Consider the following 25,967-nt stretch of genomic DNA (forward strand, 5'->3'; position numbering starts at 1 on the left):
GTCTACACTGTCCCCTGATGGAGAGCGCTCGGCTTGGTTTCATGGTGAACGGGCAGCAGCCGATGGCACTCCGGATCGCGGCGGCGCGCGATGCGGAAGCCGCAGGGTTCGGCAGCGTCTGGACCGCCGACGGCGCGGGCGACGTCCTGATCACCCTGACGGCGTTCGCGCTCGCCACCCGCCGCATTCGCCTCGGCTCGGGCGTCTTAGTCTGGAACCGGCCTCCGGTCATCACTGCAATCGCAGCGGGGCAGCTGGCAGAGCTGACGGAGGGGCGCTTCATTCTCGGCCTCGGCGCCGGGCCGCGGGAATGGAACGAACAGTGGTGGGGCATCCCCTTCGATCGGCCAATCGGGCGAATGCGCGAATACGTCGAGGTAATCCGAGGCGCGCTTGCTGCCAGCCCAAACGAGCCCTACAGCTACCACGGGCGTCATTTTCAAATCGAGGGCCTCGTTCGCGCCTTCCAGCGCACGGGGCGGAGCCTTCCGGCGGTGCCGCCGATCTGGCTGGGGACAACCGGGCCCCAGATGACGCGACTGGCCGGCCAGATCGCCGATGGCGTCCTTCTCAATCCAGCGCTCTCGGCGCGCTACCTCGCGACGGTCGCGGTGCCCGCCCTCCTCGCCGGCGCTCAGCGGGCTGGCCGCGATCGCCGCGCGCTGACCATCGGCGCTCTTGTTTCCTGCGTCGTTGACCCTGACGAGCGGACAGCGCTGCGGCGCGTCAAGGCGACCATTCTCGCCCAGATCACACGCGACTATTTCCTGCGCGCCTGGCAAGACGACGGCTTCGGCGCTGACATTGCCCGTGCCCAAGCGAGCTGGCACCGCGGCGATATCGCCGGCGCCTTCGACGCGATCTCGGATGAGTTCGCCGCAACGGTCTGCGTCGCCGGGACAGCCGACCGCTGCCGGCAGCGCGTGGCCGCGCTGCTGGAGATTGTTGACTGGGTCGTCCTCGTCGTCCCCACATTCCTCACCGACGAAGCGACGTGGCAAGCGAACTGCCGGGCGCTCTTTGAGACGTTTGGCAGCTAAAATAGAGCTCATCGTGCGTTCGGCCTGCGATCAATCGAAACCGCCCGGGAGAGTGCAATGGCAGTGCGGCGGCTAGCAGAGATCACCGATCTACCGGCAATCGAGACACGGATGTTCATTGGGCACGGACCGGCTGATTCGGCGTCGGGGCGGCGCTTCGAGACCATCTACCCGGCGACCAATGAGGTGATCGCCCGATTACCCGACGCGAGCCCCGAAGATGTCGACCGCGCGGTCACGGCGGCGCGGCAGGCCTTCGACCGCGGGCCGTGGCGCCAGATGCCCGTTGAAGCGCGGGTCGGGATCCTCAACCGGTTTGCCGGGATGCTGATGGCGGCCGCCGACGAAATCGGGCGCATCCATTGTCTCGACACCGGCAAGACCCTGCGCGAAGCGACGAGCGAAGTGCGGGCCGCCGCTTTCCGTCTGCTCGATTTCGCCAGCCTCGCCAACATGCTTCGCGGCGAGACAATGCCTGACCACCCCGATCTCGAGCGATCGAGCCGGCGCGAGCCGATCGGCGTGGTTGCCGGTCTGCTGCCCTTCAATGTGCCGATGATCTTTGCCGGCGGCAAGGCCGGCGCGGCGCTCGCTGCTGGCAACTGCATCATCCTCAAGCCCTCCCCCCTCGCCTCCCTCGCTGCCATCAAGTTTGTCGAGATCGGCAATCGGGCAGGGCTGCCGCCCGGCGTCCTCCAAGTGGTGACGGGAGGAAACGAGACCGCCGCCGCGCTTGCTCGCCACCCCGGCGTCGACCTGATCTCGCTCACCGGTTCCGTGGCCGCCGGGACAGCGATGATGCAGTACGCGGCGCCGACGATCAAAAAAGTGATCCTCGAACTCGGAGGAAAAGGGGCGAATATTGTCTTCGCCGACGCCGACCTCGACCTCGCTGTCCGAGGCGCCCTCGCGGCCATCTTCCCCGACGCCGGCCAGCGCTGCTTCGCCGGCTCCCGGCTGCTGATTGAGCGCTCCATCTTCGACCAGTTTCTCGAGAAGATGAGCGTGCGCGCCAAGCGGATCCGTCTCGGCGATCCTTTCGCGCCGGAAACGCAGATGGGCCCCCTGATCACCGAGGCAGCGTTCCAGCGGGTGGCGCGGCGGGTAGAAGACGCCTGCAGCGCCGGCGGGCACGTCGTGATCGGCGGCCGCCGCCCAGCGCATCTCGAGATCGGCAACTATTACGAGCCCACCATCCTTATCAATGTCCCGACCACCCACGAGGTGATGCGCGAGGAGATCTTCGGGCCGGTCGTCTGCGCTCTTCCCTTCGACAGCGAAGAGGAAGCGATCGCCATCGCCAACGACACCCCGTACGGATTAGCGAGTGGTGTCTGGACGACGAATGTCAACCGCGCCGCGCGCGTTGTCCGCGGCCTCCGCACGGGCTGGGTGTGGGTCAATACGTGGGCAGTTCAGCAGACAGGCACACCACTTGGAGGCTGGAAGCAGAGCGGGCTGCTCCAGGAGAATGGGCTCCGGGGGCTCGAAGAGTATACCGAGGTCAAGAGCGTCATCATGGATATCACCGGCAAGACAGTGCCGTGGCCGGAGTCAGACGACGAGCCGGCCGCTCCTGCCGGCCCGCCGCCGGGGGTGATGGGGGCGGGCGGTCCGCCGCCCGGCGTGATGGGCGCGGGCGGTCCGCCGCCCGGGGTGACAGGCGCAGGCGGTCCGCCTCCGTGGGTGACGGGGGGCGGAGCGCCGCGCGGCGGCTAGGCGGCCGCTCTGCTTTGCCGAGCCGTGGCTTTTCCTACTGCCCGCGCTGAATGAGGGTCAGGTCAACAAGCGAGTCGACCGAGGGCAGAACATCCAGGTCGGCAACTGCCGCGATCAGCGCCTCCACGCCGTCGGGAGAGAGCGGGAGTGCCCCTTCGAGAGCGCGAAGCCGCTCTCGCTCGGTCGCGAAATCCCACTTGAACTCCTCTCCGGTCATCTCATGCGTCAACGAGCGTCCATCGACCGTGCGAATAGTGATGCGGGGAGCATACTGGCGGCGGGCGGCAGCGATGACGCGGGTGCGCCGAGCGAGCTCGGCGACGAGCGCAGGCATATCGAGCGGAGGGTCGGCGCCGCCGTAGGAGAGCCGGCGTCCCGTGGCGGGATAGCCTTTGGCGGCTAGAGCGGCGGCAGCAAAGTAGGGCGTGCTTCCGAAATCCGCCGCAGCCGGCGGCAGGCGCGGAAAGCGGGGGCTCGGATAGACCGTCTCCCACGGGTTCATCTCGATTTCGATCGCCTCAACACGCTCGGGGACAAGCTCGTACTGCCGAGCGAGCCGCGCGACCGCTTCGATCACCGGCTGGTTGAAGCCTGCCGCCGAATAGATCTTCATCGTGACATCGAGGATCTCCCAGCGGCGGCCGAGATCGGCCGCAACGCTTGCCGGATCCCAGCGGGTCGCGCCCTCGAAACTGCCGCTCAACTCGCCGGCGGCGCTCCCCGTAAACGCGAAGAAGAACCCGGCCGGTCCCTCGAGGCAGGTGGGAGCGCCCGTCGCCCCCGCACGGGCGAGCCGAGCAGCAAGCAGGCCGCTCAGGCAGAAAAGCGGCTCTTGATACGTCATCTCGCGGCTGCCAGCACGGCTCGGCTCGAGAGGACCGCCGGCGTTCGCAACCGCAAGGGCGATCGCATGGGCCATCTCCTCGGGGCCAAGCTCAAGCATTCGCCCTGCCGCAACTGCCGCGCCGACGGCGCTGAAGACGGCGCTGGCGCGAAAGCCATGGTTTTGCACCGCCGGAACGATCTCGCGCGCGAGCCGGCATTGGACCTCGTATCCGGCGATGATGGCGGCGAGCAAGGCGCTGCCATCGCGCGGGCGGCGCTGCCCCTCGGCCAGAGCAGCCGGAAGGACAGCGGCACCCGGATGGGTCAGCATGCGATAGGAGTCATCCTGCCCGCGGGCATGAAAGAGGAGGCTGGCGTGAAAGGCTGCCATCATCCGGCTCGCCGGCCGCCCCAGCCCGAGGAGACGTGCTGGGCCACCGGTCTCCTCGTCTGCGATCACCGCCAGCGCACGGGCAACGTCGGTGTCGCGGAGGCTGGCTAAGCCGACAAAAAGGGCGTGAAGCAGGACCGCCTTAGCCTTATCGACCACCGCCGGCGGGCAGTCGTCGGGGCGGAGCGTCGCAGCAAAGGCGGCCAGTTGCTGACTGAGCGACGGGGCTGACGTAGCGACGCCTACTCGACAACCTGAAAGCGGACGCGATCGCTGGGTGTTCGCAAGTAGCGAATCCGCTTGTTCTCGACGCGTGCTGCGTGATTCAGCCGATTCTTGATCGTCGCCTTCTTTTCGTGAGGTTCGAGGGTGATTTCCCCTCCCTCGCCTACCTGAAGGTCAGCGAGAAAGCCGCGATACTCCTCGAGATACGAATTTCGCGGACGACCTTGGCTCTTCGTAAATGCTTCGCGAGGCAATCGCTCGAAATGGGCCACTCACTCCCTCCTTCACCGTTCTCCCTGCTTCTCGAACCGATCCAGCTGCAGACTGTGCACCTTGCCTGCACAGTTGCAGTGTATCACATAAGAAGGCGATAAGACGAGGGGAAGTTGCACACGATCCTGCGTCATTTCGACAGCAGGTGCCGCAGACGTTTTCTCAACAACCGAGGGCGATGCCATGAGCGTGATCGGTCTTGAAGGTGGACGACCGAACGCTCGACGTAATCTTCCGTTCCGCCGCACCTCCCCGCTTGACATGGCCGCTCCCTCTCTCGCACGATGCCGGTCGTACGTTCAGAGAGTGCGCGAGGAGGAGCTGATGACCGTCAAGCCCGGATGGCAGGGCCGCTTCTTCGAGGATTTCCAAGTCGGCGATGTCTACCGCCACAACCTTGGGCGTACCATCACCGAGGCCGACAACATCTGGTTTACCTTACTGACAATGAACACGAATCCATCACATTTCGACGCTGAATACGCAAAGGGCACCCCCTTCGGCAAGATGTTGGTCAATTCCTGTCTCACCTTGGCGATTGTCACTGGGCAGAGCGTCTCCGATGTCAGCGAAAACGCGCTCGCCAACCTCGGCTGGGATGAAGTCCGGCTTCCCAATCCGCTCTTCGTGGGAGATACGCTCTATGCCGAGAGCGAGGTGCTCGAAGTCCGCGAGTCGAAGTCGCGGCCGAATGCCGGGATCGTGACAATCCGAACCCGAGGCATGAAGCAGGATGGCACCGTGGTGATCGAGTTCAAGCGGACGATGATGATCTATAAGCGAGGGCACTCGCCGAAGCAGGCGCTTCACCCCGCCGAGCGGACCGTGACCTCGTGACCGCGGTCGATTTCGAGATCGATGCGGCTGGCACCCTGCCCGTCGAGGCGATCCCGCGATTGGCGCGTCGTGCCGAGGAGGCAGGGTTTGCAGGGATCTGGAAGGGGGAAACCAACAACCGCGACCCAGTCGCGCTGCTCGCGGCCTGCGCTACTGCCACCTCCTCTCCCCTGCTGGGAAGCGCCATCCTGCACCTGCTCGCCCGCTCCCCAGTCGCTGCCGGCATGGCCGCAGCAACGCTCAACGAACTGTCGGGCGGTCGGTTTGTCCTCGGGCTGGGGGTCGCCAACCCAACGCTCGCGCGGTGGCACGGTGTCCGCTTCCAGCGTCCCCTTGCCATGGCGCGCGATTATGTTGCGATCGTGCGCCAGGTGTATGCCGGCGAGCGCGTTACGTGGGCGGGTGAGGCGTTCTCAGCACACGACTTTCGTTTGGCGGGCGCGCGGCCTCGCTTTCCGCTGCGGATTGTGCTGGCAGCGCTCGGCCCCCGGATGAGCCGCCTGGCCGGCGAGATTGCCGACGGGGTTCTGATCAATATGGGAGTACCGTCAGCCGTCCGCGAGATCGCCGGCTGGGCGCGGGAGGGCGCGCTTGCCGCCGGAAAAGACCCCGCCACGCTCGACATCGTGGTCAAATTCCGGGTCGTGCTGACCGACAACCAAGCGGCTGGACGAGATGCCCTCCGCCCGACCGTCGCCGCCTACTGCCGCGCTCCCGGCTATCGCGAACTGCTTGCCCGGTCGGGGTTCGCCGCCGACCTGGAACGGATCGAAGCGGCGTGGCGCAGCGGCGGCTTCAGCGCCGCCATTCGCGCTGTCGATGATGCCATGCTCGAGCGCGTGCCCGCTGCTGTTGTCGCTGACCCGGCAGCCGTCCGTCCCCTGCTCGATGACTACCTTGACGCCGGAGCGACGCGCCTCCTCCTCCCCCTGATCCCCGTCAGCGACGATCCTGCTGCAGAGACCGAGCGCTTTCTCGCTGGCTGGCAGCGAGGAGAAGCGCAGGGCGATCAGCGAGAGACAACGCCCCCAGCATGAGCCCGTGCGCGCCGACGAGAGCACACCCCTGAGCATGCTGCGGACGCGGGCTGACCGGCTGCAGCCTTCCTCCGCGCAAAGGAGGTTCCGGAACGAGGGGACGGGAGAAAGGGACCGCCTACTCTGATGGAGCAGCGACGGGAGGGGCGGCAGGCGCTTCGGTCTCGCTCAGGGTGCCAAGCGGCAGCTGATCGCCCTCGTGCAGCACCCGGATTGCCGCCGCAATGAAATCGCGATAGAGGGGATGCGGCCGCGTCGGCCGCGACTTGAACTCAGGATGGAACTGGACGCCGAGCATCCACGGATGCCCGACGATCTCGCTGACCTCGACGAGCCGACCATCGGGCGAGGTGCCGCTGATGCAGAGCCCGGCGCGGGTGAGGAGGTCGCGGTAGTCGTTGTTGAACTCGAACCGATGACGATGCCGCTCATAGACGACCCGCTCCCCATAGGCTCGTGCCGCCAAGGTGTTGGGCACAAGATGGCAGGGATACTGGCCGAGACGCATGGTGCCGCCTTTCTCGGCCAGCCCTCGCTGCTCGGGAAGCAGGTCGAAGATCGGATGCGGCGTGGCGAAGTTCAGTTCGGTCGAATTGGCCTCCTCGCAGCCAAGGACCGCGCGCGCAAATTCAATCACCATGATCTGCATGCCGAGGCAGAGCCCGAGATAGGGGATCCGATGCGTGCGCGCATAACGCGCCGCCTTGATCATCCCTTCCGTTCCTCGGCTCCCGAAGCCGCCCGGCACAACGATCCCATCGTAGCCGCGCAAGATCGGCTCGGGGTCTTCCCGCTCGAGGCGTTCGCTGTCGATCCACGCCAACTCGAGCGTGCGGCCGTGGAAGACGGCGGCGTGCTGCAGTGCCTCTTTGACGGAGAGATAGGAGTCCTGCAGATCAACATATTTGCCCACAAGCGCGATCCGCACTGCCTCTTTGGGCGCCTTGATCCGGGCGACGAGATCGCGCCACTCCGCAAGATCGGGCTCGTGCGCCGGAAGGTTCAGCCGCTCGACGAGCCTATCGCCGAGGCCTTGATCTTCGAGAATAAGCGGGACTTCGTAGATCGAGGAGACGGTCGGAAGCGTGATCACCGCCTCGACATCGACGTCCGTGAAGAGCGCAATCTTCTCCTTGAGATCATTCGAGACCGGCACTTCAGAGCGGCAGATGATGACATCGGGCTGGATGCCCATGCTGCGCAGCTCCTTGACAGAGTGCTGGGTCGGCTTCGTTTTCAGCTCGCCGGTCGCCATGAGATACGGCAGCAGCGTGACATGGATGTAGAGAACGTTATCTCTTCCCGCATCTTTGCGCATCTGTCGGATCGCTTCGAGGAACGGCTGCCCCTCAATGTCGCCAACGGTGCCGCCCACTTCGACGATGATGACCTGCGCTCCGGTCTGCTTCGCGACGAGAGCGATCCGGTCTTTGATTTCGTTGGTGACATGCGGCACGACCTGGATCGTGCCCCCAAGGTAATCGCCGCGCCGCTCCTTGGCGATGACGCTGGTGTACACCTGCCCGGTCGTCACATTGCTCAGCCGGCTGAGCGAGACATCGATGAACCGCTCGTAGTGGCCGAGATCGAGGTCGGTCTCCGCTCCGTCATCGGTGACAAACACTTCGCCGTGCTGATAGGGCGACATCGTGCCCGGGTCGACATTCAGATAGGGGTCGAGTTTCTGCGCCGACACGGAAATGCCCCGGCTTTTCAAGACACGGCCGATCGAGGCGACGGTGATCCCCTTGCCGACCGAACTGGCAACGCCGCCCGTCACGAAGATGTACTTCGGCATGCTACTCCTCGCTCAAGCAGGCTGGCCACGGATTGTACGGTTCGAGGTCCTGCCGCTCTAGCAGCTCCGCTGAGCGAGGAAAGAGGAAAAAAGAGCCGGCCACGAACGGCAGCAGGAGAGGAGACAGCCCAGCGGTCAGAGAACAGGCGGGGGACCAGTGGGCATCGCGACACAGCGAAGTGTATCACGCCCTACCGCCGAACTAACAGGGGCTCGATATCGCGCCACGAGAGGATCGCGCGCCGCTGAATTCGCTGCCGCTGCTGAAGCACCACCGCCACTTCCCGGAGCACCGCCAGCCGGCCTCGAAGCGGGGCGGTCTCCCCCCGAAGCAGCCCCCGCGCCACCGCCGCCCCATCGAGCAGCGGCGCGGCGAGCAGCGCGAACGTCAGGCCGGGCTGGGGCATATTTTTCAGCACGCTCAGCAGCCGGTTGCGCCCGAGGAGAAATTGCTTCGTCGCGGGAAAGCGCCCGCCGGTTCCCGAATGGGCATGACGCACCACAGCGTTCGGAATGTAGCGCCCCGGCCAGCCGCGCAACTGCGCCCGCCACGCTAGGTCGACATCTTCGTAGTAGCTTCCGAAGCGCTCGTCGAACAGCCCCACGTCTTCGAGCATGCTGCGGCGATAGAGCGCCGCGCCGGCGCAGGCGCCGAACACCGGGCAGGGCGCCTCTCGCTCCGGCACCCGCTCACCGGCACGCAGGTTCCACGCAAAGCCGAAGCGGTCGGGCGCGATCCCCGCCGAGTCAAAGACCGTCGGGTCATCCAGCCGGACCATCCGTGAGGCCGCCATCGCGAGGTTGTTATCTGCCTCGCAGGCATCAACCAACGCGGCAAGCCAATCCGGCTCGGCGATCGCGTCGTTGTTGAGCGTGGCAAGATAGTGACCGCGCGCCGCGGCCATTCCTTGGTTTGTCGCCGCCGCAAAGCCGCGGTTGCGCCGGTTGCGAATCAGACGGACGCGCGGAAAGGCGCGCTCGATGAACTCGACGGTGCTGTCGGTGGAGCCGTTATCGACAACGATCGTCTCGAACCGGACACCGCGCTGCGCTTCTACCGCCGGCAGGCAGCGTTCGAGCCACTGCCGGCCGTTCCATGTCACGATGATCACCGAGGCAAGCGGTTCTGTCACGGAGCATCCAGCCGATAGAGGTCGACTGTAAACCGAAGCCGCTCCCACTGGCGCGGCAGCCGGTCGAGAGGACGTTCGAGCGCCGGGACATCGAACGCCACAGTGGCGATCGGCTCGCGGACCGTCGGAGCCGGCGGAAGGCTCCGCTCGCGCAAATACAGCACCGGCCGTCCCTCGGCGTGCCAGCGACGGACCGCCGCGGTAAGGCCAGGGTCGTGAAATGCCTTCTCTTCGATGGCGAAGACTGTCCGCCCGTAGGCGAAGTGGAGCGGCATCGCCAGCCGTTCGGCAGCAGGGCTCCAGGCGAGCAGCACCACGGCGTCCGCCGGGATCGCCTCGGCGAGCGCGTCGAGCTGACGGCGCGCGCCCCCATACTCTGTCTCGCCTAGGATCGGACGCGCCTGCCAGAGCAGCATCAGGGCGAGCACGCCGCCAAGCGCAATGCTGAGCAGGCGATCCCGCCGCGACCGAGCAGAGTGCGCAAGGGCAAACAGCAAATAGGCGATGCCGAGCGAGAAGACCGGCACCACGAGCGGAAGATAGCGACGAAACGCCCAGAAATGGGTGGGAGTGACAAGCGACTGCGTGAGCAAGATCAGCGCGGAGATCGCGCCTGCTCCCGCAAAGAGGAGCAGCACCGGATGCGGCCGCGCGATACCGATCGCGGTCACCCCCGCAACTGCGGCGGCAAGCCCGAGCGGGGTGAAGTACCAGCCAAGCTGGACAAAGCTCTCTCGGTTTGCGAGCACTACTGCGCGCACGGCAGGGTCGGCTGGGAGGTCGGTGTCTACCACGATCGGGCGGATGAAGAATGCCCAAAAGCTGAGCGCCGCGACACTCCCTGCAAGCGCGAGATTGAGCCGCGGCGATTCTGGGAGCCGCAGCCAAGGCGCTCGGCCGCGCAGCAGCAGCATAAGCGCAAGAACGAGGAGGAGGACGCCGGCAGGCCCGACAAAGACCCACCAGTTTGCGGCCGCCAGCCGTCCCAGCTGCTCGAGCGCGAACGGACGGTCGAGGTTCGCCGTGTCGAGCGCCCGCAGGTCGAGCGCGGAGCGCACGCCCGCAACCGCCGCGAGGTCGAGAGCAATGCGGAGGAGATAGAAGCGCGCAAAGAGTAGCGCGTGAGCAGCGGCCTGCGCCACAACCAGCAGATAGGCGACCAGCAGCGCGGTCTCGCACCGAGACCAGCGGCCGCGGACCCACTGCCATCCCAGCGCGGCCGCAAGCGCAGCCGGAAGCACGACGAGATCGATCTTGGCAAGATGGACCAGCCCGAAGCTCGCGCCCGCAAGCGCCGCGAACAGGGGCGAATGGCGGGTTGCGGCGAAGGCGAGCAGCGCGAAGCCGGTCAGCGCCATCGTCTGCGCCATCAGGTCTGCCATCGGGTAGCGTCCGAACCAGATCTCGCCCACATTGAGCCCGAGAAAGAGCGCGCCGCCAACCCCCACCGCCGGGTGAACGAGTAGCCGACCGATGAGATAGAGGGCGCCCAGCGCTCCAAGGTAGAGGGTTGGCGCGCCCCACAGCGGATTCCCGCCCAGCGCCCAGATCGCCATCCAAGCGGGAAAGAGGTGAAACCATTCCGGTTCGAGCAGCCCGCGCTCGGCATCATGCACCGTCACAAACGGCATGCCAGAGCGATGCCACGGCGCCGGGACGTTGCCGAACAGAGCGCGCCGCTCTTCGGCGGTCAGCCGCGGGAGCTCCGGGTCAGGCACGAGCAGCGCGCCCGTCCGCGCCATGGCAAGCGCCGTGTTGACATAGACGCCCGGGTCGTAGATGCCGAAGACATATTCCGCCGGGCGGTGCGCCAGCGCCGCCCCAAGCAGCAGCACGAGGCCCATCATCGCGCTCCACCGCCCGACCACGACGGTGCCGAACGGCAGCGCGCGCCCGCGTGCCGCGGCAATGCCGCCTGCGGCGCCGAGCGCCGCCCAGACGGCCACGAAGATGGGGAGACGCAACAGTCCCAGTTCGGCGAGCGTGAGCGCAAGCCACGAGTTGAATGCGATCGACAGGATCAGCGCAGTGAGAGCGACGTCGACAAGCTCAGTGCGGCAGCCTGCGCGCGCTAGAGGAAGACGGCAGAGGAGGAGCAGAGCAAAGCCCGGCAGCAGCAGCGCACAGGGTGAGAGGAGGAGAAGCGAGAGCAGGTTCACGGCGCCCGGTCAAGCAGCTGATAGACCACATCGTCGCCGAACCGCGCCACCTCGGCGAGCGGCAACGACGGCGCCGTCATGTCGAAACGTGCCCGCGCTTGCTCATCGAGCGACGCCCGATGGACCACGAGGTAGCGCACCCCGCGCTCGCGCAGCAGTGCGAGGGCAGCCGGGGTTGGTCCCTCCGCCAGTTCGCGAGAGAGCGCCACAAGATCCGCAGGCCGGTAGGCGCTCGTCCCATTGACAATCGGCCGGCCATGGCGAAGCGCCGCCAGCATCCGAACGCTCTCCAGCCATGCCCGCTCGGTGTGGAGCAGCATCGGCAGCACCGCCACCGCCCCGGGTTCCGGCGCCGTCGCCAGCCACTCCTCGGCCGCTGTCGAGGCAGGAGCGAGCGCGCGCGGATTGCGTCCGAGCGCGGGGTAGTCATCGGTGGAATGCGCGACGGCGCCTTCCCCAAGCCAGACCGGCACGGCATAGCTCGCTGGATAGGAAGCGCTTTCCGCGACAATCAGCAGGCCGAGTGCGGCAGCAAGCGCAGGGGGCAGCCAGCGATGCGGGAGCGAGCGCACTGCCGAGAACAGCGCCGCCAGCCCGAACCCCGCGGTCAGCGCCAGCGCTATCTGCACAATGCCGCCGGCGCGCGCCGGGACGCGCAGGCCCGCGAAACCAGGAACATGCTCATACAGCCAGCCATACCACTGCAACCCGAGCGGGAGGCTGGGATTGAGCCCGAACGAGAGGCCGAGATTAACCGCCGCAACAGCGAGCAGCGCAAGCGCAATGCTGCGCGACGGTCCTCGCCGCGCGAGCGCCGTGCCCGCTCCTGCCGCTGCGAATATGAGCACGACGAGGCCGGGGAACAACGACCGCTCCGACCACTGGTCCGGCCGCAGCGGCGCCACGAGCCGACCCAAGAGGAGATTGCTCGGCGGAACAACGAGGTAGTCAGTCAGCGAGGCACTGTAGGTGCGCACCTCGTCGGGAGCGCGCGTAAAGGCCATCCGCTCGCTCACAGCGAGATAGCGGAGCGCAAGCGGGAGATTGAGCGCGAGCGAGAGCGCGGCCACCGCCCCCAGCAGCAGCAAGCGCCTCGGCCACAGGGCCGACCGCACCATCTGGTCCGTCGCCGCCCGGACAAGGACCCACACCCCCAGCGTCACTGCAACGAGCGGCGCAAGGTTGTATGAGGAGAACAGCAGCACATTCACTCCGCCGGCGAGCAGGAGCGCGTCCCGCCCGCGGCTGCTGACCAAGAGCCGGTCGAGAAACAGCAGAACAAAGGGGAGCCAGTGCAGCCAGAGCAGGTTGAGATGGCTGACATGGGCGATGCGAAAGGGGCTGAAGGCGACCGCGAGCCCGACGAGGAAGGCAGCAAGAGGTGAGCCGGTGAATTGCCGCGTCAGCAGATAGCCGCCGAGCGCAGCGAGGGTGAAGGAGAGCAGTGTGAGCAGATTAGCGGCAAGAACAGGGTTGCCGGTGAGCTGGATAATGGGCCACGCAGCGAGCCCCTGCGCGAGCAGATGGTCGTGAAAAAGAAGAACGTCTCGGTGCGGGAAGAAGAACGGCGCATCCAGCACGCCGCCGAGGTTGCGCGGGATCGTCCGCGCATACCAGGCGAGGTACCAGACCATAACGAGCGGGTCGCCGAAGTCGGGCACCCCCTGCGTCAGATCGAGAGCGACGGGATAGGTGAGGATAAGCGTCCCAAGAGCGTAGGCGGCTGCCACGCCGAGGATGCCGGCATAGCGGCGAACAGACAGGCGGATGGAGGCGACCGCCAAAGACGCCCGCTTGTCACCCGCCAGCGTCACGCTCAATGTTTCCCGAACACCTCGAACATCAGCCGCTGTGCTTCTTCGCGGCGCGATTGATCCATCAAAATGCCGGGGACCTGAAAGGTCGGCAGATCGACAACATCTTTGTACGCCTCGAACTTTTTCCGGACTTCGTCGGGCGTGCCGGCGATGCTCATTGCGTCGATCATGTCGTCCGTCACGGCGTCGATCATCGCCGTCATATCATGCTTGACATGGAATGCCTCTTGGATCGCCATCCGCTGCTTGGTCCATCCTTGCGAATCGGGGATGTGGCTGTAACTGCGGGTGGTGAGATAGAAGGCGATCTGGGCAGCCGCTTCGCGCCGCGCTTGGGCGCGGTCATTCGAGATCGCCGTCAAGATCCAGGTCGAAAGGGTGAAGTCCTCCCGCTTTCGGCCAGCCCGGCGGAGCCCGATGGCGAGGTTCGGCTCGATGAACTCCTTGATAAACCGGATCGAGTTGACCGGGTGTCCCGCTAATCCTTCACACAGTTCACCCGTCAGCTGAAGCATCTTCTCGCGGACCGCTGCCATGTAGATCGGAATTGTCGGCTGGTAGACCTTTGCGCGCCGGAACTGCCGGAGATCGATCTGGTAAAACCGCCCCTCATACTTGATCCGCTGCGGCTCGTGCGCCGCCCAGCAGCGGCGCAGGATCTCAATCAGTTCGCGCATCTGCGGGACCGGATGCTCAACAGTCACCGAACTTTCGACTTGGTTTTGGCGCGGCGTCCCCCCGGCAAGGCCGAGGACAAACCGCCCCTCGGAGATTTCGTCAAGGTCGGCAGCGGCAACTGCAGTGACAGTACAGGCACGCACAAAGGCGCGCGCGATTCCGGAGCCGAGACCGATCTTCTTGGTGTTGAGCGCCATTGCGGTGAGGCCGATGAAGCCGTCGACCCCGGTATTGTCATTGAACCAGACGAGGTCAAAGCCGGCGTCTTCTGCCTGCTGCGCTGCTTTGACAGCGTCTGCGATCGTCCGTCCGCCGACGGACACCGCTCGTTTCTGCATGGACCCTCCTGCTGATTGCCGGAAGCATTCTACCGGAGCGAGAGTAGGTAATCCTGCTCAAGGCGCAGCCCGCTCCCCGCAAGCTCGCCCTGCGCCTCCAGCAGCAGCCGAACCGGCCCGGTCCAGCGGGGAACGTCGATCAGGATGGGAAGTTCGACGGCGTCGCCCGCAGGAACAAGAAGCGGTTGGTGCACGGCGACCGTCTGCTCGGCAATGCGGCGTCCTTCGGCGAGCCAGCGCACGGAAAGACGATACGGCTCCGCGATGCGCGGCACAAACGGCGCGTGGTCGGCGTTGGCGAGGATAAGCCACGCTTCGGCGCGCTCCCCAGCGCGCGCGTGCTGAGGCGCCTCAAGGGCGAGGGTTACCTTATCCCGCGCCGCCAGCGGCGCCTCCGGCACTCGGTAGACGAGGGCTGTGTCGAAGGTCGCCGCCGGCGCCATGCCGCGCGCCTCCGCCCGGCGGAGAAGCGCTTCAAACGACGTCGGCGGCATCTCGCCGCGATGAACGACGACAAATTCGACCCCAAGGCCATACAGGACTGCCAGCGTGTCATCATCGGGGAAGCCCGCCATTCGCCGCGAGAGGTCTTTTAGGGTCGGGGGAATGAACCCTCGGTAGCCGTTGAGCAGCGGCCGCCAGTGGAGCGTTCCCCGCAGCATCCGGGAGGTCTCGTACCATTGCTCCCTTGTGTGAAGCAGCATCGGCAACTCAACGATCGGCGCGCGGCCCGGCTGCTCGGCCAGCCATCGCGAGACGGCGGGAGGGTGGTCGTCGATCCGCTCCTCAGGGCGGAGAAACGGCAGCGAGAGCGACTCGGTGACCGCAAACCCCGTGATCAGCAGCGCGGCAACCGCAGCCCCTCCTATGCCGAGGGAATGGCCGGCCCGCTGCAGCGGCGGCCAAGCGGCGAGGCGGGGCAGCAGCCATGCGAGCGCGAACCCCGCAAGGAGAGCGAGCGCGAGCGTGACGAAGACTGCTGCTCGTGCCGGAACGCGGACGCCGCGGGTGACCGGCAGGAGATCGTAAAGAAGACCATAGACCCGAACATCGGGCAAGGGCGGGGGGAGCGGCGCAAGCCCCAGCGAGAAATTCCCCGTCACTCCCGCGACCGCCACAGCAGCGAGGAGAAGCCCCCGGCGGCCGCGGCTGACTGGCAGCGCGAGCGAGAGCGCGCCGATGGCGCCGAGCGTGAGCAGCGTGATCCCCGGGAAGAGCGAGTGCTCGGTCCATGCCGGATGACGCCACGGCGCCGTGAGCGATCCGTACAGCCAGCTGAACGGTGAGGCGACGAGATAGTCGAGCGGCGAGGCGCTGTACAGCGCAGTCTCAGCAGCATCGCGGGTGAAGCCGAGCTGCTCGCTCAGCCGAAGATAGAGGAGGCCGAGCGGCGCGTTGACGAGCGCAATCACGCCCGCCGCCGCGGCCAGCCCTCCAAGCGTCCGGCGGGTGATCAGGCGCGGAGCCGAGAGCAGGCGGACGAGGCACCACACGCCCACCGTGAGCGGGTAGACCAGAACGAAGTTGTAGGCGGAAAGCAGCTGCGCCGTTGCGGCGAGCGTGAACCCCGCAAGGTCGCGGAGGCGACCGACGGCGATCCAGCGGTCGAGCAGCCAGAGCGAGAACGGCACCCACTGCACCGACAAGATATGGAGATGGCCGGCATGCACAAGGCGGACGCCGCTGAACGAAAAGAGCGCGCCGGCCGCAAAGGCCGCCCAGCGGTTTCCTGTCCAGCGGCGGACGAGCAGATAGACCCCAACGGCGCTGAGCAAGAAGGTGGAGAGCAGCAGAAGGTTGTACGCGAGGACGGGGCTGCCTGTCAGCTTGATGATCGGCCACGCCTGAACCGCCTGCGCAAAGAAATGCTCGTCGTACAGCATCGTGAGCTGGTAGGGGTAAAAAATCGGACCCGTCAAGATCGTCTCAAGCCGGCTGGGAAAGGCCGCGGCGTACCACGCGAGCGCCCAAGCGGTCAACATCCCGTCGCCGGAGGGCACAAGCGTGGTCGGAAAGCGCAGCAGCGGATAGGTCACGACGAGAGTGAGGAGGAGGTAGCCGGCAGCGACAAGGCCCCACTCGCGGAGCGCCCAGCTCGATCGCACGCCCGAGGCAGACTGGGCTCCTGCCGCCTTCTCTGCCGCTGTCAGAACGCCGCTCATGACGCGCCGAGCATTCTAGCAACCGGAGCCGACAGTAGCTGGCTGTGCATGGACCTGCTTCCGCTAGGCCGCCGGCAAAGAGCAGCACAATGTCGGCGGCAGGACTGACCACTGTCTCTCCTCGTCAGCGTCCCCCAACTCGGAGTTCTCGCGGCAGGGAGCGTCCACGACATGCAGCCCATGAGCGCGCTCGATGCTGGACGAGGCGCGTGTCCGCCTCGATGAGTGCGATACGACCTCGGCGTGGGCAGGCAACGGCTGCCGCTCCAGTTCGGTGCGCAGCCAGCGCTTCGCGGCAGTCCGGCGCCTGCCCGCAAGGGAGCGCGGCGCAGTTCCGCGCCCCTGCAGACGGAACGCGGCTGGAGCGCCGGGCATCCGACAGCCTAGCAGGGGTCCGCGCTAGGGGAGGAGCATGCCGCGCGGAGGACATCTTGGCCGTTCGTCCGGCGGACCGACAATCGTCAGGGATCGAGATGCGGCGCCGCCCTGCAAGCCGTCGCGTGCGGCACTGCCCGAGGCCGAGAGCGCGCTTCGCCCGCAGCAGCGCCGCGACAGGCGGCTGCGCTGCCGCAACGCGCCGAGATGACGGGGAGGAAGTAGCGTCGCCGTCCTGCAGAGCCGAGGAGGAGGGCAAGCGCCAAGCGCGCTCGTTCGGACTGCTGCCGCTGAGAGCCGGTCCGCCTTTCGGCGCACGATGCGCGAGGAAGCAGGACGCAGCCCGCAATCGCGCGGGCCGCAGGGAGGCAGGGGAGCGTCAGCCGACGAGGCGCCGCGCTGCGCAGCAACGCGATCGCCTCACGCCGCTGCGAGGGAGACGCAGCCGCAAGGCGCTCGATCACCCTCGACTGCGCAGCAGCGCCGCCGGCACGAAGGAATGATGCATCGGACCAGGAGTGGGGAGATCGACCGAGTTCGGGATGATACGCGGCGGGGACACGCTCGCTGCGAGGGCGTCTGCCGGCTCGAAGATGATCGTGACCGGCGTCCCTGGCGGCACCGACGACGGAATGGCGCTCAAGTCGACCTCGATCTTCGCAATCGGCTGCATCGACGATGTGACGAACTCAACCAGCGGGGTCACGGTCACCCAGCGCCTGGGGTCGACATCCGGAATGCCGGGCGGCAAGACGAACCGGAACCGGAACCGGATCGGGCGCGGGGCGGTCGTTCGCGCGGAGAAGAAATACGGCGCGCCCAAGGCGATCGGAGGCACCCGCAGCGAGGTCGGCGGCAGATAGCCTGTTCGGCCGGCGTCGAGGTGGAACATCGGCCATTCGGTTGTCGGCGGCAGATGACGCAGGATCCACTTATATACCCAGCCATTGGTCGCGTCGGTCCCAGGGGTCTCGAAGAGGTTGCCCCCGACGACATACAGCTCCAATTGCCCATCGCCGTCGAGGTCGCCGATCGCCGGGCTCGCCTGAACGATAAAGTTCGTGTGATAGCTCGCGATCTGGTTGCCCGCTGCGTCGAACTCGGCAACACCCCAGTCGACAGCCTGAAAGATGTGCCCCCCTGCGATCACCGGCGAGGTGCGCAGCCCGTCGGTCTTGTTATCGCGGTCAACCGGCCGGCGCGACCAGAGCTCTCGCCCGTCCGAATCTACGAGCAGCAGCCGGCTGTTTTCGAACTGGGTGTGGCCAGTCCCATACGCAACCGCAATCTGGTAGGTCGGCAAGCCAAGGGCAGAGGTCCGGCCACGCAGGTTGGCAAGCGCCGGCGAGCTGTATCCTCCAAACCCCTCAAAGCGGACCCGCCACTTCTCGGCGCCGGTCGCTGCGCTGACGCAGATAAGATGATTGTCCGGCCGCGGGGTCTGCTGGCCGACGCGACGCGAGGCTCCCGTTTCGCGGTAGAACGGCCCGGTCGCGAAGACTACTTCAAGGTCCCCGTCGCCGTCAATGTCCGCAACGGCCGGCGCGGCGAAGATCGTATCTTCATAGAAGTTGCGCCAGAGCAGTGTTCCGTCCGGCCGAAAGGCGTTAAGAAAGCCGCCGCCAAGCTGCTCGACGCCCCCCGCTACCGAGGGGCCGATATCTTGGCCGATGAAGAAGTGATAGCGCCCCGGCACCGATGCGGCGCTCCACGTGCGATTGACGCTCAGGTCGCCGATGGCGGGCGTCGACCAGACGGAGTCGGCGGCGTGGAACTCCCACAGTTTCCGGCCGGCGGCGTCAACGAGGTAAATCCAGCGGTCCCACCCGCCGTACATGATATCGAGGGTCGGGCCTTGATAGCGGGATGCAAGCACCGCCGAGCCATAGACGGGGTCACGGATGCCGTCTCCTCGCCCTGCCGGCCAGTCATCATGACCGGTGTCGAAATTCCACAGCAGTTCGAAGCGGCGCGTCTGCCGGTTGAAGCGGTAGCAGTGCATGCCGTTGTCGGGAGCAATGTTATCGTCCACATCACCGCCGACCGGCACGAGCACGCACGGGTCGGCGCCCGGCTGGAGCGCTCCTACCGAGACAGCCCCGTTGATCGGCCCGATCGTCGGCTGCTCGGCGACAATCTCGAGGGTGTTCGCGCCGCTGCTTCGGACGACAAACACCTTCGCTTCGCCGCGCCGGTCGTAGGCGCCGCTGACCAAGCGAGCGCGCGTCGTCCCGAAGATCAACTCGGGGCGACCGTCGCCGTCGATGTCATACACCGCAGGAGAACTGCGGCCGACAAGACCGGCAGGAAGCCGCAGCGTTGCGTCCGGGCGGCTGTTGGAGACGGGCGCCGCCTCTGCCCGGCCTGCGCCTCGCAGCGCAGCCGCGCCTATGCCCGCTGCCGCTGCGGTCAATACCGTTCGCCGTGGAATCTGCTGGCGCCGGAAGGATGGTCCGTCGGTTCGTCGCGCCATCTTCGCTCCACTGCGCTCCGCTCGGGCAGCAAGCGCGCGCTGTCCCTACCCGAGCGACAGAAATGTGCAAAGCTGCTTAAAGATTCTATCGTCGAGCAGTGCAGCAGCCTCGATAGCGAAGTCGAGCTCGGCGAAGAGCGCTACGCCGCGAACGGCGCGAGGGCGCCCGCGAGGTCCGGGGGAACCCGCGCTTCGAGGCAGATGCCGCGGTCGGTGTAGTCTTCACGGTCGACTCGACCGCGCTGCCGGACCTGGCTGACAATGCCTTCCTGCCCATAGGGAATCGTAACGCGCACTCGCTGCCAGCCCGCGACGAGCGCCTGCTGTACTGCCGCAAGCAAGCGGTCGAGCCCCCATCCCCGCGCCGCCGCAATCGGGACGACGCCAGGACCGCCATACTCCCGCTCGGCGAGACGGAGCGCGCCTTCGCCGGCGTCGGGGTAGAGCAGATCGACTTTGTTGAGCACAAGAACGGTCGGCGTGCGGTCGACCCCGAGCTCACGCAGCACTTGCTCAACAGTCGCCCGATGCTGCTCCGCGTTGGGGTGAGAGATATCGAGCACATGCAGGAGGACATCAGCGTCTTCCAGTTCTTCAAGGGTGGCGCGGAAAGCCGCGACGAGGGTCGCCGGCAGTTTCTGGATGAAGCCGACTGTGTCAGAGAAGAGCACCGTCTGCTGGCCGGGCAGCGTCACCTGCCGCGTCGTCGGGTCAAGAGTGGCAAACAGCTTGTCTTCGGCCAGCACGCCGGCGTCGGTGAGGGCGTTGAGTAGGGTGCTCTTGCCGGCGTTGGTATAGCCGACGATCGCCACGACGGGAATGCCGTGCCGGCGGCGATTTTGGCGATACAGCTGACGATGCCGGCGCACCTCCTCGAGTTCGCGCTTCAGGTGCGCGATGCGGTCGCGCGCAAGGCGCCGGTCGGTCTCAATCTGGGTCTCGCCGGGCCCGCGGGTGCCGATGCCGCCGCCCAGCCGTTCGAGGTGAGACCACTGGCCCGCCAGGCGCGGCAAAAGGTACTCGGTCTGCGCGAGCTCGACTTGAAGCCGGCCTTCGCGCGTGCGGGCGCGGCGGGCGAAGATGTCGAGGATGAGGGCGGTCCGGTCTATCACCTTGATGCCGAGCGCCTTCTCCAGATTGCGCTGCTGGGTCGGCGACAGCTCATCGTCGAAAATGGCCACTGTCGCGCCCGTCTCCTCGCAGCGCGCCTTCACCTCCTCGACTTTTCCGGCGCCGAGATAGGTCGCCGCATCCGGCCGATGGCGGCGCTGGAACACCGCATCCACGACCTCCGCCCCGGCGGTGGCAGCGAGCTGCGCCAACTCTTCCAGCGAGTCCTCGACGCTGAAGAGCGTCGGCTTCTCCGTCTCAACGGCAATCAGCAGGGCGCGCTCGCGCGGCGGCTCAACAGGATGGACAGTGCGCGCGATAGGTTCCCTCCTTACTCTCGCTTATGACGCCGCGAGCGCCTCCTCCGGCTTCCAAGCGGCGAGGCGCCGCATCGCTTCCTCGATCCGCTCGGTCGGAGCGGTCAGCGAGATCCGGACATAGCCTTCGCCGCTCGGTCCGTAGCCGATCCCCGGCGTGACGAAGACCGCCGTTTCCTCGACGAGGCGAGCGGAAAAATCGATCGACTTCACGCCTGCCGGCAACGCCGCCCAGACGTAGAGGCTCGCCTTCGGCTTCGGCGCCCGCAGCCCAATCTTGTTCAGCACCTCGCAGACCAGGTCGCGACGATACTGGAGGATGGCGTTGTTGCGGAAGACCGCATCCATCGGCCCGTTCAGCGCCGCGATCGCCATCTCCTGAATGGCTTGGGGAATGCCGCTGTCGAGGTTCGACTTGACCCGCAGCAGCGCATCGATGATCCGCGCGTTGCCGACCGCCATGCCGACGCGCCAGCCGGTCATGTTGTAGGTTTTCGACAGCGAATGAAACTCGACGCCGACGTCGCGAGCACCGGGCACCTCGAGGAAGCTGTGGGGCCGGTAGCCGTCGTAGGCGACCTCGGTATACGGCGCGTCATGGAGGACGGCGACATCGTATTTCTTGGCAAAGTGAACGCAGCGCTCGAAGAAGTCGAGCTCAGCAACCGCGCCGGTCGGATTATTCGGGTAGTTGATCCAGAGCACCTTTGCCTTCCGCGCCACCTCCTCCGGAATGGCATCGAGGTCGGGCTTCCAGCCGCGCTCCTCCGTCAAGGGCAGCCAGTAGGTCTCGCCGCCGGCGAACATCGTGCCGACCGAATAGACCGGATAGCCGGGGTCGGTCACGAGGGCGAGGTCCCCGGGATCGATAAAACAGAGCGCGATATGGCCGATCCCCTCTTTGGAGCCGATCAGCGGCAGCACTTCCTTGTTCGGGTCGAGCCTCACCCCGAAGCGGCGCTCATACCATCCTGCGATCGCCTCGCGCAGCTGCGGGAGCCCGTCGCTCTCCGGGTAGCGATGATTGGCCGGCACGCGTGCCGCCTCCACAAGGCGGTCAATGATGTAGTCTGGAGTGGGGATGTCGGGGTCGCCGATGCCGAGGCTGATCACATCGCGGCCCTCGGCGCGCATGCGGTTGATCTTGCGGGTGACCTCGACGAAGAGGTACGGCGGCAGCTTCTCAATGCGCTGGGCAAATCGCATCCTTATCCTCTCTGCTGTGCTGTGAGGCGCCGGAAGAATAGCTCAGCGGTCGAGCGGCCACTCCCCGCGGAAGACGAACGCTGCTGGACCGCGCATCTGCACGGAGCCTCCGTCCCACCGAATAACGAGCGCGCCGCCCGGAAGTCGGACGTCGACCTCTTCGTCGACTAGGCCGTGGAGGCGCGCCGCCACGACAGCCGCGCACGCCCCGGTCCCGCAGGCGAGCGTCAGCCCTGCGCCGCGCTCCCACACGCGGACATCGAGGCGGCGGCGGTCGCGCACCCGCGCCACCTCGAAGTTCACCCGCTGCGGGAAAAAGGGGTGCCGCTCCACTTTTGGTCCGAGCGTCTCGAGGGGAACAGCCGAGAGATCCTGTTCAACGAAGGTGACAGCGTGCGGATTGCCCATCGAGACACAGGTGACCGGGAGGGTCTCGCCGTCGACGACGAGGGGGTAGTCGACAACGCGGGCATCGGCAAGACGCGTCGTGTCGACCGGGATCTCGGCGGGATCGAGCCGCGGCGGGCCCATGTCGACCGACACCGCTTCGACCACGCCGTCGCGGCGATGCGCCATGACCGTCAGCACGCCGGCGCCGGTTTCCACCGTGAGCTCATCGCGCGGCGGCACCAGCCCTTCTTCCAAAACAAACTTGGTGTAGCAGCGAATGCCGTTGCCGCACATCTCGGCTTCGGAGCCGTCGGGGTTGAAGATGCGCATCCGCAGATCCGCCCGCTCCGACGGCAGGACGAGGATCAGGCCGTCAGCACCGACGCCGTAGTGACGGTCGCAGATTGCCTTCGCCAAGGCAGGCCAATCGGCATCGACCGCGCGGGCATCGACCATTACGAAGTCGTTTCCGATGCCGTGCATCTTGGCAAAGCGCACCAACTCCTCCGCAGATGAGCGACGACCGCATCGACGAGGTCGGGGCGGTCAGCCGCGAACCATGTGATCGCCGGGTCGTCCAATCGGAACCAAGTATACTGCTGCCGCACGAGACGATGGGTTGCCCGCTTGATCCGCTCTTTCGCCTCCTCGAGGCTGAGCGTCCCCGCTACTACTGCCAGCAGCTCACGGTAGCCGTGGCTGCTCATCGCGGGGGCAGCGGGGGTCAGTCCGGCGTCACGGAGCCGCCGCACTTCGTCCAGCCAGCCGGCGGCGAGCATCGCCTCAACGCGCGCATCGACCCGCGCATACAGCGCCGACCGCTCGAGGGTCAAGCCGATCACGGCGGTCTGGTAGGGCGGGGGCTGCACCCGGCCCTGTTCGGAGAACGGCCGGCCCGTCTTGCGGATCACTTCGATCGCGCGGATCACGCGGCGCAGATTCCGAGGATCGATTTTCGCCGCTGCCGCAGGGTCCCGCTCTGCGAGCTCGCGCACCAGGAGGGCGGGGTCGCGGCGCGCGACCTCCTCGAGTTGAGAGCGCAGGGCAGGGTCAGGCGGCACCGGCGGCGGCGCCAGCCCCTGGATCACAGCGCGAACATACAGCCCGCTCCCGCCGACGAGGATAGGCCGCCGCCGGCGCGCGGCGATGCCGGCGATCGTCGCGCGGGCCGCCGCCAAATATTCTGCCAGCGAAAACGGCTCCGACGGGTCGCGGTAGGTATACAAATGATGGGGGACGCGCCGTCGCAGCTCGGCAGGGGGCGCCGCAGTCCCGATTTCCATCCCGCGGTAGACCTGGCGGCTGTCGGCGTTGACAATCTCTCCGTCCACCTGTTCTGCCAGCGCAACCGCAAGCGCCGACTTGCCGGTTGCCGTCGGCCCGACAATGGCCACAAGCGGGATCTGCGGGGGGGAAAGAACGGCACTCACATACGCAATTGTGCGCCATAATCGGGAGGCAAGGAGGAACGATGGAGCTGGCACACCCCGAGTATCTGGTCGACTGCGCCTGGCTGCGCGATCACCTGAATGACCCGGCGGTACGCATTCTCGAATCGACGGTGCACCTGCGCCGCGAAGGCGACCAGATGATCCGGATCAGCGGGCGCTCCGAGTTTGAGACAGGCCATATTCCAGGCGCCCAATTCGCCGACCTCATCGAAGCGCTCTCCGACACTTCCAACCCGCTGCCCTTCATGTTGCCCTCGCCCGAGCAGTTCGCCCGCGAGGTCGGCCGTCTCGGGGTGAGCAACCGCCACCGCGTGATCTGCTATGACCGCGCTCACGGCACGTGGGCGACACGCTTATGGTGGATGTTCCGCGCTTTCGGGCACGACAACGTGGCAGTCCTGAACGGCGGCTATCGCGCGTGGCTCGCCGGCGGACATCCGGTCGAGACGGGAACAGTCCCGCCGTCGCCGGCCGTCTTCACTCCCCGCCTGCGGCCAGAGCTCGTTGCCGGCAAGCGTGAGGTGCTCGCCGCAATCGAGGATGGCGCTGTCTGCACGATCAACGCCCTCGCTCCCGAAGTGCATCGAGGGGAGACCGGGACGTATGCCCGGCGCGGACGCATCCCGAACAGCGTCAATGTGCCGGCGATGAGCCTGGTCGACCCCGAAACTTGCCTGCTCCGCCCCCCCGAGGAACTGAAGGCGCTGTTTGACGCCGTCGGCGCGCTGTCGCGGGAGCGGGTGATCCTCTACTGCGGCGGCGGGATCGCGGCGACAATGGACGCCTTCGTCCTGACGCTCCTCGGGCATGACAATGTCGCAGTCTACGACGGCTCCCTCACCGAGTGGATGGCTGACGAATCGCTCCCGGTGGAGGTGGGCTGAGCGCGCCGGTCCGGCCGGCGCGCTCCTCTCCAAGGCGTGGGCGCGCCCTCTCTGCCGCTCGGAGGCGCGCGCCCGCAGCAGAGCGAAGCGCTGCTTACTTGACGGCGACCCGGTTCGGGATCCAGAACTCGGGCTTGTAGCTCTCGATCACCTGCCGGAAATAGCGGCGCAGCTCGCCGTGGAAGTCGGATTCGACGAACTCCTGAGCGTAGGGCTCGCCGTTGTCGCGGTTGTCGAACTCACGGAAGTAGCGGCTGATAAGCGAGGTCGGCTTCGGCTGATTCGAGGGGAAATCGAACACCGCGAAGACCCCGCCCGGACGCAGGATGCGGTGGACCTCAGCAACAACCTGCTTCGAGATCTCCCACGGAATTTCGTGGAAGAGCAGGTAGACGAGAACAATATCGAAATGATTGTCGGGGAAGCCGGTCCGTTCGGCAAGCCGCTGGGCGAAATGGACCTCGATCCCAAGGTCGACCGCCCGCTTGTGGGCATAGCGCACCATGGGCGCGCCCAAATCGATTCCCCACACCTCCGCCTGCGGAAACCGTTCCTTGAAGGCGGTCGTGGCTTGGCCGACCCCACACGCAAGATCGAGAACGCGCTCCACGCGCCCGTCCGCCGGAACGGGCACCGCCTCAACGATCTCACGGTGGATGCCGTCGTTGTTGTTTTTGCCCGTATAGAACACTCGGGTTGCGACATGATAGAGGTAACCCGTCAGCGGGTCAGCGAAGTAGCCGCCGGGCTGGATGTGAAATTCCACCCGCGAGAAATAGTCGGGATAGGGGAAGTTCGGGTCGTATTCGACTGTTCCCGGCCCCGAACGATCGGCGATCTCTAGTTCGCGCAGCAACTGCGGCTCCCGCTTGCGGAGCGCCTCGAGCGCGCCAGACCACATCATTTCTTGGTCCGACCGATGGAAGCGCGACCGGACCGCCATGATCGGCAATCGATCCAAGATCGCCTTGACTTCGAGAATATCCTCGAATTTCCGGCCGGCAAGACGTTCCGCCTCGGCGAGCGCCTCCTGCCCTTTCTGCCGCGCAACTGGATCGAGCTTTGCGAGGTTGAAGACCCGCAGCCCCTCCGCAAAATCGAGATACGCATCATCGTCTCGTTCTGCGCTGAGAGGAGTTGTTCCGAGAAAGCCCCGGTCGATCATTTGTCCCTCCGACGTCTCGCCGTCCCCCCGGAGACTGTACGATCCCTTGTCTTCGCCGGTCAATTGAACACATCGGAACATTTCGAGCGCGAACTGGATGATCTTCACCCGGATCAGGCCTGCGCCGGCAGAAGCGGGTCGCTACAATGAGGCGGCGGCACAGC

General features: G+C 66.4%; 19 protein-coding genes. 5 read left to right on the forward strand and 14 right to left on the reverse strand.

Annotated features, from left to right (window positions below; genetic code table 11):
• Positions 1-17: 17 nt before the first annotated feature.
• Both NZ773_08375 and NZ773_08380 read left to right on the forward strand, forming a co-directional pair.
• Positions 18-1,040 carry an LLM class flavin-dependent oxidoreductase gene (locus NZ773_08375; GenBank protein ID MCS6801940.1) on the forward strand — a complete coding sequence of 341 codons (1,023 nt, stop codon included), beginning with the start codon at positions 18-20 and terminating at the stop codon, positions 1,038-1,040.
• 57 nt (positions 1,041-1,097) lie between these two features.
• A complete protein-coding gene (locus NZ773_08380; GenBank protein MCS6801941.1) occupies positions 1,098-2,759 on the forward strand; it encodes an aldehyde dehydrogenase family protein in 1,662 nt (553 codons plus the stop codon).
• 34 nt (positions 2,760-2,793) lie between these two features.
• Here the strand turns inward: NZ773_08380 and NZ773_08385 are convergent, their stop codons facing one another.
• Positions 2,794-4,182 (reverse strand): MmgE/PrpD family protein, encoded by a 1,389-nt coding sequence (locus tag NZ773_08385; protein MCS6801942.1) that lies wholly within the window; start codon positions 4,180-4,182, stop codon positions 2,794-2,796.
• A 35-nt stretch (positions 4,183-4,217) separates the two neighbouring features.
• Positions 4,218-4,472: a hypothetical protein gene (locus NZ773_08390; GenBank protein MCS6801943.1), complete on the reverse strand. Its 255-nt coding sequence runs from the start codon at positions 4,470-4,472 to the stop codon at positions 4,218-4,220.
• Positions 4,473-4,797: 325 nt separating this feature from the next.
• Between NZ773_08390 and NZ773_08395 the strand changes: the two genes are divergently transcribed.
• Together NZ773_08395 and NZ773_08400 are read left to right on the forward strand one after the other, a co-directional pair.
• The gene (locus NZ773_08395; protein MCS6801944.1) at positions 4,798-5,310 is read left to right on the forward strand and encodes a MaoC family dehydratase; all 513 of its coding nucleotides are present in this window, start codon (positions 4,798-4,800) and stop codon (positions 5,308-5,310) included.
• The gene (locus tag NZ773_08400; GenBank protein MCS6801945.1) at positions 5,307-6,347 is read left to right on the forward strand and encodes an LLM class flavin-dependent oxidoreductase; all 1,041 of its coding nucleotides are present in this window, start codon (positions 5,307-5,309) and stop codon (positions 6,345-6,347) included. Before NZ773_08395 ends, NZ773_08400 begins: the two co-directional genes overlap by 4 nt.
• A 118-nt stretch (positions 6,348-6,465) precedes the next feature.
• Here NZ773_08400 and NZ773_08405 read toward each other — a convergent pair whose 3' ends face one another.
• The 11 genes from NZ773_08405 to miaA all read right to left on the reverse strand — a co-directional run bounded on the left by NZ773_08405 (position 6,466) and on the right by miaA (position 23,733).
• Entirely contained in the window at positions 6,466-8,145 is a 1,680-nt protein-coding gene (locus NZ773_08405) for a CTP synthase (protein ID MCS6801946.1), read from the reverse strand.
• Positions 8,146-8,336: 191 nt separating this feature from the next.
• Positions 8,337-9,278, reverse strand: coding sequence for a glycosyltransferase family 2 protein (locus NZ773_08410; protein MCS6801947.1), 942 nt, complete (start codon positions 9,276-9,278; stop codon positions 8,337-8,339).
• Positions 9,275-11,437, reverse strand: coding sequence for a hypothetical protein (locus tag NZ773_08415; GenBank protein MCS6801948.1), 2,163 nt, complete (start codon positions 11,435-11,437; stop codon positions 9,275-9,277). Before NZ773_08415 ends, NZ773_08410 begins: the two co-directional genes overlap by 4 nt.
• Positions 11,434-13,257 (reverse strand): hypothetical protein, encoded by a 1,824-nt coding sequence (locus NZ773_08420; protein ID MCS6801949.1) that lies wholly within the window; start codon positions 13,255-13,257, stop codon positions 11,434-11,436. The genes NZ773_08415 and NZ773_08420 overlap by 4 nt, the downstream gene beginning before the upstream one ends.
• The gene (locus NZ773_08425; GenBank protein MCS6801950.1) at positions 13,254-14,270 is read right to left on the reverse strand and encodes an LLM class flavin-dependent oxidoreductase; all 1,017 of its coding nucleotides are present in this window, start codon (positions 14,268-14,270) and stop codon (positions 13,254-13,256) included. The genes NZ773_08420 and NZ773_08425 overlap by 4 nt, the downstream gene beginning before the upstream one ends.
• Before the next feature lie 29 nt (positions 14,271-14,299).
• On the reverse strand, positions 14,300-16,432 hold the full coding sequence (locus NZ773_08430; GenBank protein MCS6801951.1) for a hypothetical protein: 2,133 nt from the start codon (positions 16,430-16,432) through the stop codon (positions 14,300-14,302).
• 835 nt (positions 16,433-17,267) lie between these two features.
• Positions 17,268-19,280 carry a hypothetical protein gene (locus tag NZ773_08435; protein ID MCS6801952.1) on the reverse strand — a complete coding sequence of 671 codons (2,013 nt, stop codon included), beginning with the start codon at positions 19,278-19,280 and terminating at the stop codon, positions 17,268-17,270.
• 140 nt (positions 19,281-19,420) lie between these two features.
• A complete protein-coding gene (hflX, locus tag NZ773_08440) occupies positions 19,421-20,710 on the reverse strand; it encodes a GTPase HflX (protein ID MCS6801953.1) in 1,290 nt (429 codons plus the stop codon).
• A 21-nt stretch (positions 20,711-20,731) separates the two neighbouring features.
• Positions 20,732-21,913, reverse strand: coding sequence for an LL-diaminopimelate aminotransferase (locus tag NZ773_08445; protein MCS6801954.1), 1,182 nt, complete (start codon positions 21,911-21,913; stop codon positions 20,732-20,734).
• A gap of 42 nt (positions 21,914-21,955) precedes the next feature.
• Positions 21,956-22,801, reverse strand: a complete 846-nt coding sequence (gene dapF / locus NZ773_08450; protein ID MCS6801955.1) for a diaminopimelate epimerase — start codon at positions 22,799-22,801, stop codon at positions 21,956-21,958.
• A complete protein-coding gene (gene miaA / locus NZ773_08455) occupies positions 22,759-23,733 on the reverse strand; it encodes a tRNA (adenosine(37)-N6)-dimethylallyltransferase MiaA (protein ID MCS6801956.1) in 975 nt (324 codons plus the stop codon). Before miaA ends, dapF begins: the two co-directional genes overlap by 43 nt.
• A gap of 41 nt (positions 23,734-23,774) precedes the next feature.
• Here miaA and NZ773_08460 point away from each other — a divergent pair, with 41 nt between their 5' ends.
• Positions 23,775-24,638 (forward strand): sulfurtransferase, encoded by an 864-nt coding sequence (locus tag NZ773_08460; protein MCS6801957.1) that lies wholly within the window; start codon positions 23,775-23,777, stop codon positions 24,636-24,638.
• Between the two features lie 94 nt (positions 24,639-24,732).
• Here NZ773_08460 and NZ773_08465 read toward each other — a convergent pair whose 3' ends face one another.
• Positions 24,733-25,803 (reverse strand): class I SAM-dependent methyltransferase, encoded by a 1,071-nt coding sequence (locus tag NZ773_08465; GenBank protein ID MCS6801958.1) that lies wholly within the window; start codon positions 25,801-25,803, stop codon positions 24,733-24,735.
• Positions 25,804-25,967 lie beyond the last annotated feature (164 nt).

Source organism: Dehalococcoidia bacterium, from assembly GCA_025054935.1.
Classification (GTDB): domain Bacteria; phylum Chloroflexota; class Dehalococcoidia; order SpSt-223; family SpSt-223; genus JANWZD01.

Bases quoted from the DNA above. Each gene is read 5' to 3' on its own strand.
- NZ773_08445 (MCS6801954.1), bottom strand. From the start codon at position 21,913: ATGCGATTTGCCCAGCGCATTGAGAAGCTGCCGCCGTACCTCTTCGTC.
- NZ773_08375 (MCS6801940.1), top strand. From the start codon at position 18: ATGGAGAGCGCTCGGCTTGGTTTCATGGTGAACGGGCAGCAGCCGATG.
- NZ773_08465 (MCS6801958.1), bottom strand. From the start codon at position 25,803: ATGATCGACCGGGGCTTTCTCGGAACAACTCCTCTCAGCGCAGAACGA.
- NZ773_08380 (MCS6801941.1), top strand. From the start codon at position 1,098: ATGGCAGTGCGGCGGCTAGCAGAGATCACCGATCTACCGGCAATCGAG.
- NZ773_08460 (MCS6801957.1), top strand. From the start codon at position 23,775: ATGGAGCTGGCACACCCCGAGTATCTGGTCGACTGCGCCTGGCTGCGC.
- NZ773_08405 (MCS6801946.1), bottom strand. From the start codon at position 8,145: ATGCCGAAGTACATCTTCGTGACGGGCGGCGTTGCCAGTTCGGTCGGC.
- NZ773_08395 (MCS6801944.1), top strand. From the start codon at position 4,798: ATGACCGTCAAGCCCGGATGGCAGGGCCGCTTCTTCGAGGATTTCCAA.
- NZ773_08435 (MCS6801952.1), bottom strand. From the start codon at position 19,280: ATGGCGCGACGAACCGACGGACCATCCTTCCGGCGCCAGCAGATTCCA.
- NZ773_08430 (MCS6801951.1), bottom strand. From the start codon at position 16,432: ATGAGCGGCGTTCTGACAGCGGCAGAGAAGGCGGCAGGAGCCCAGTCT.
- NZ773_08425 (MCS6801950.1), bottom strand. From the start codon at position 14,270: ATGCAGAAACGAGCGGTGTCCGTCGGCGGACGGACGATCGCAGACGCT.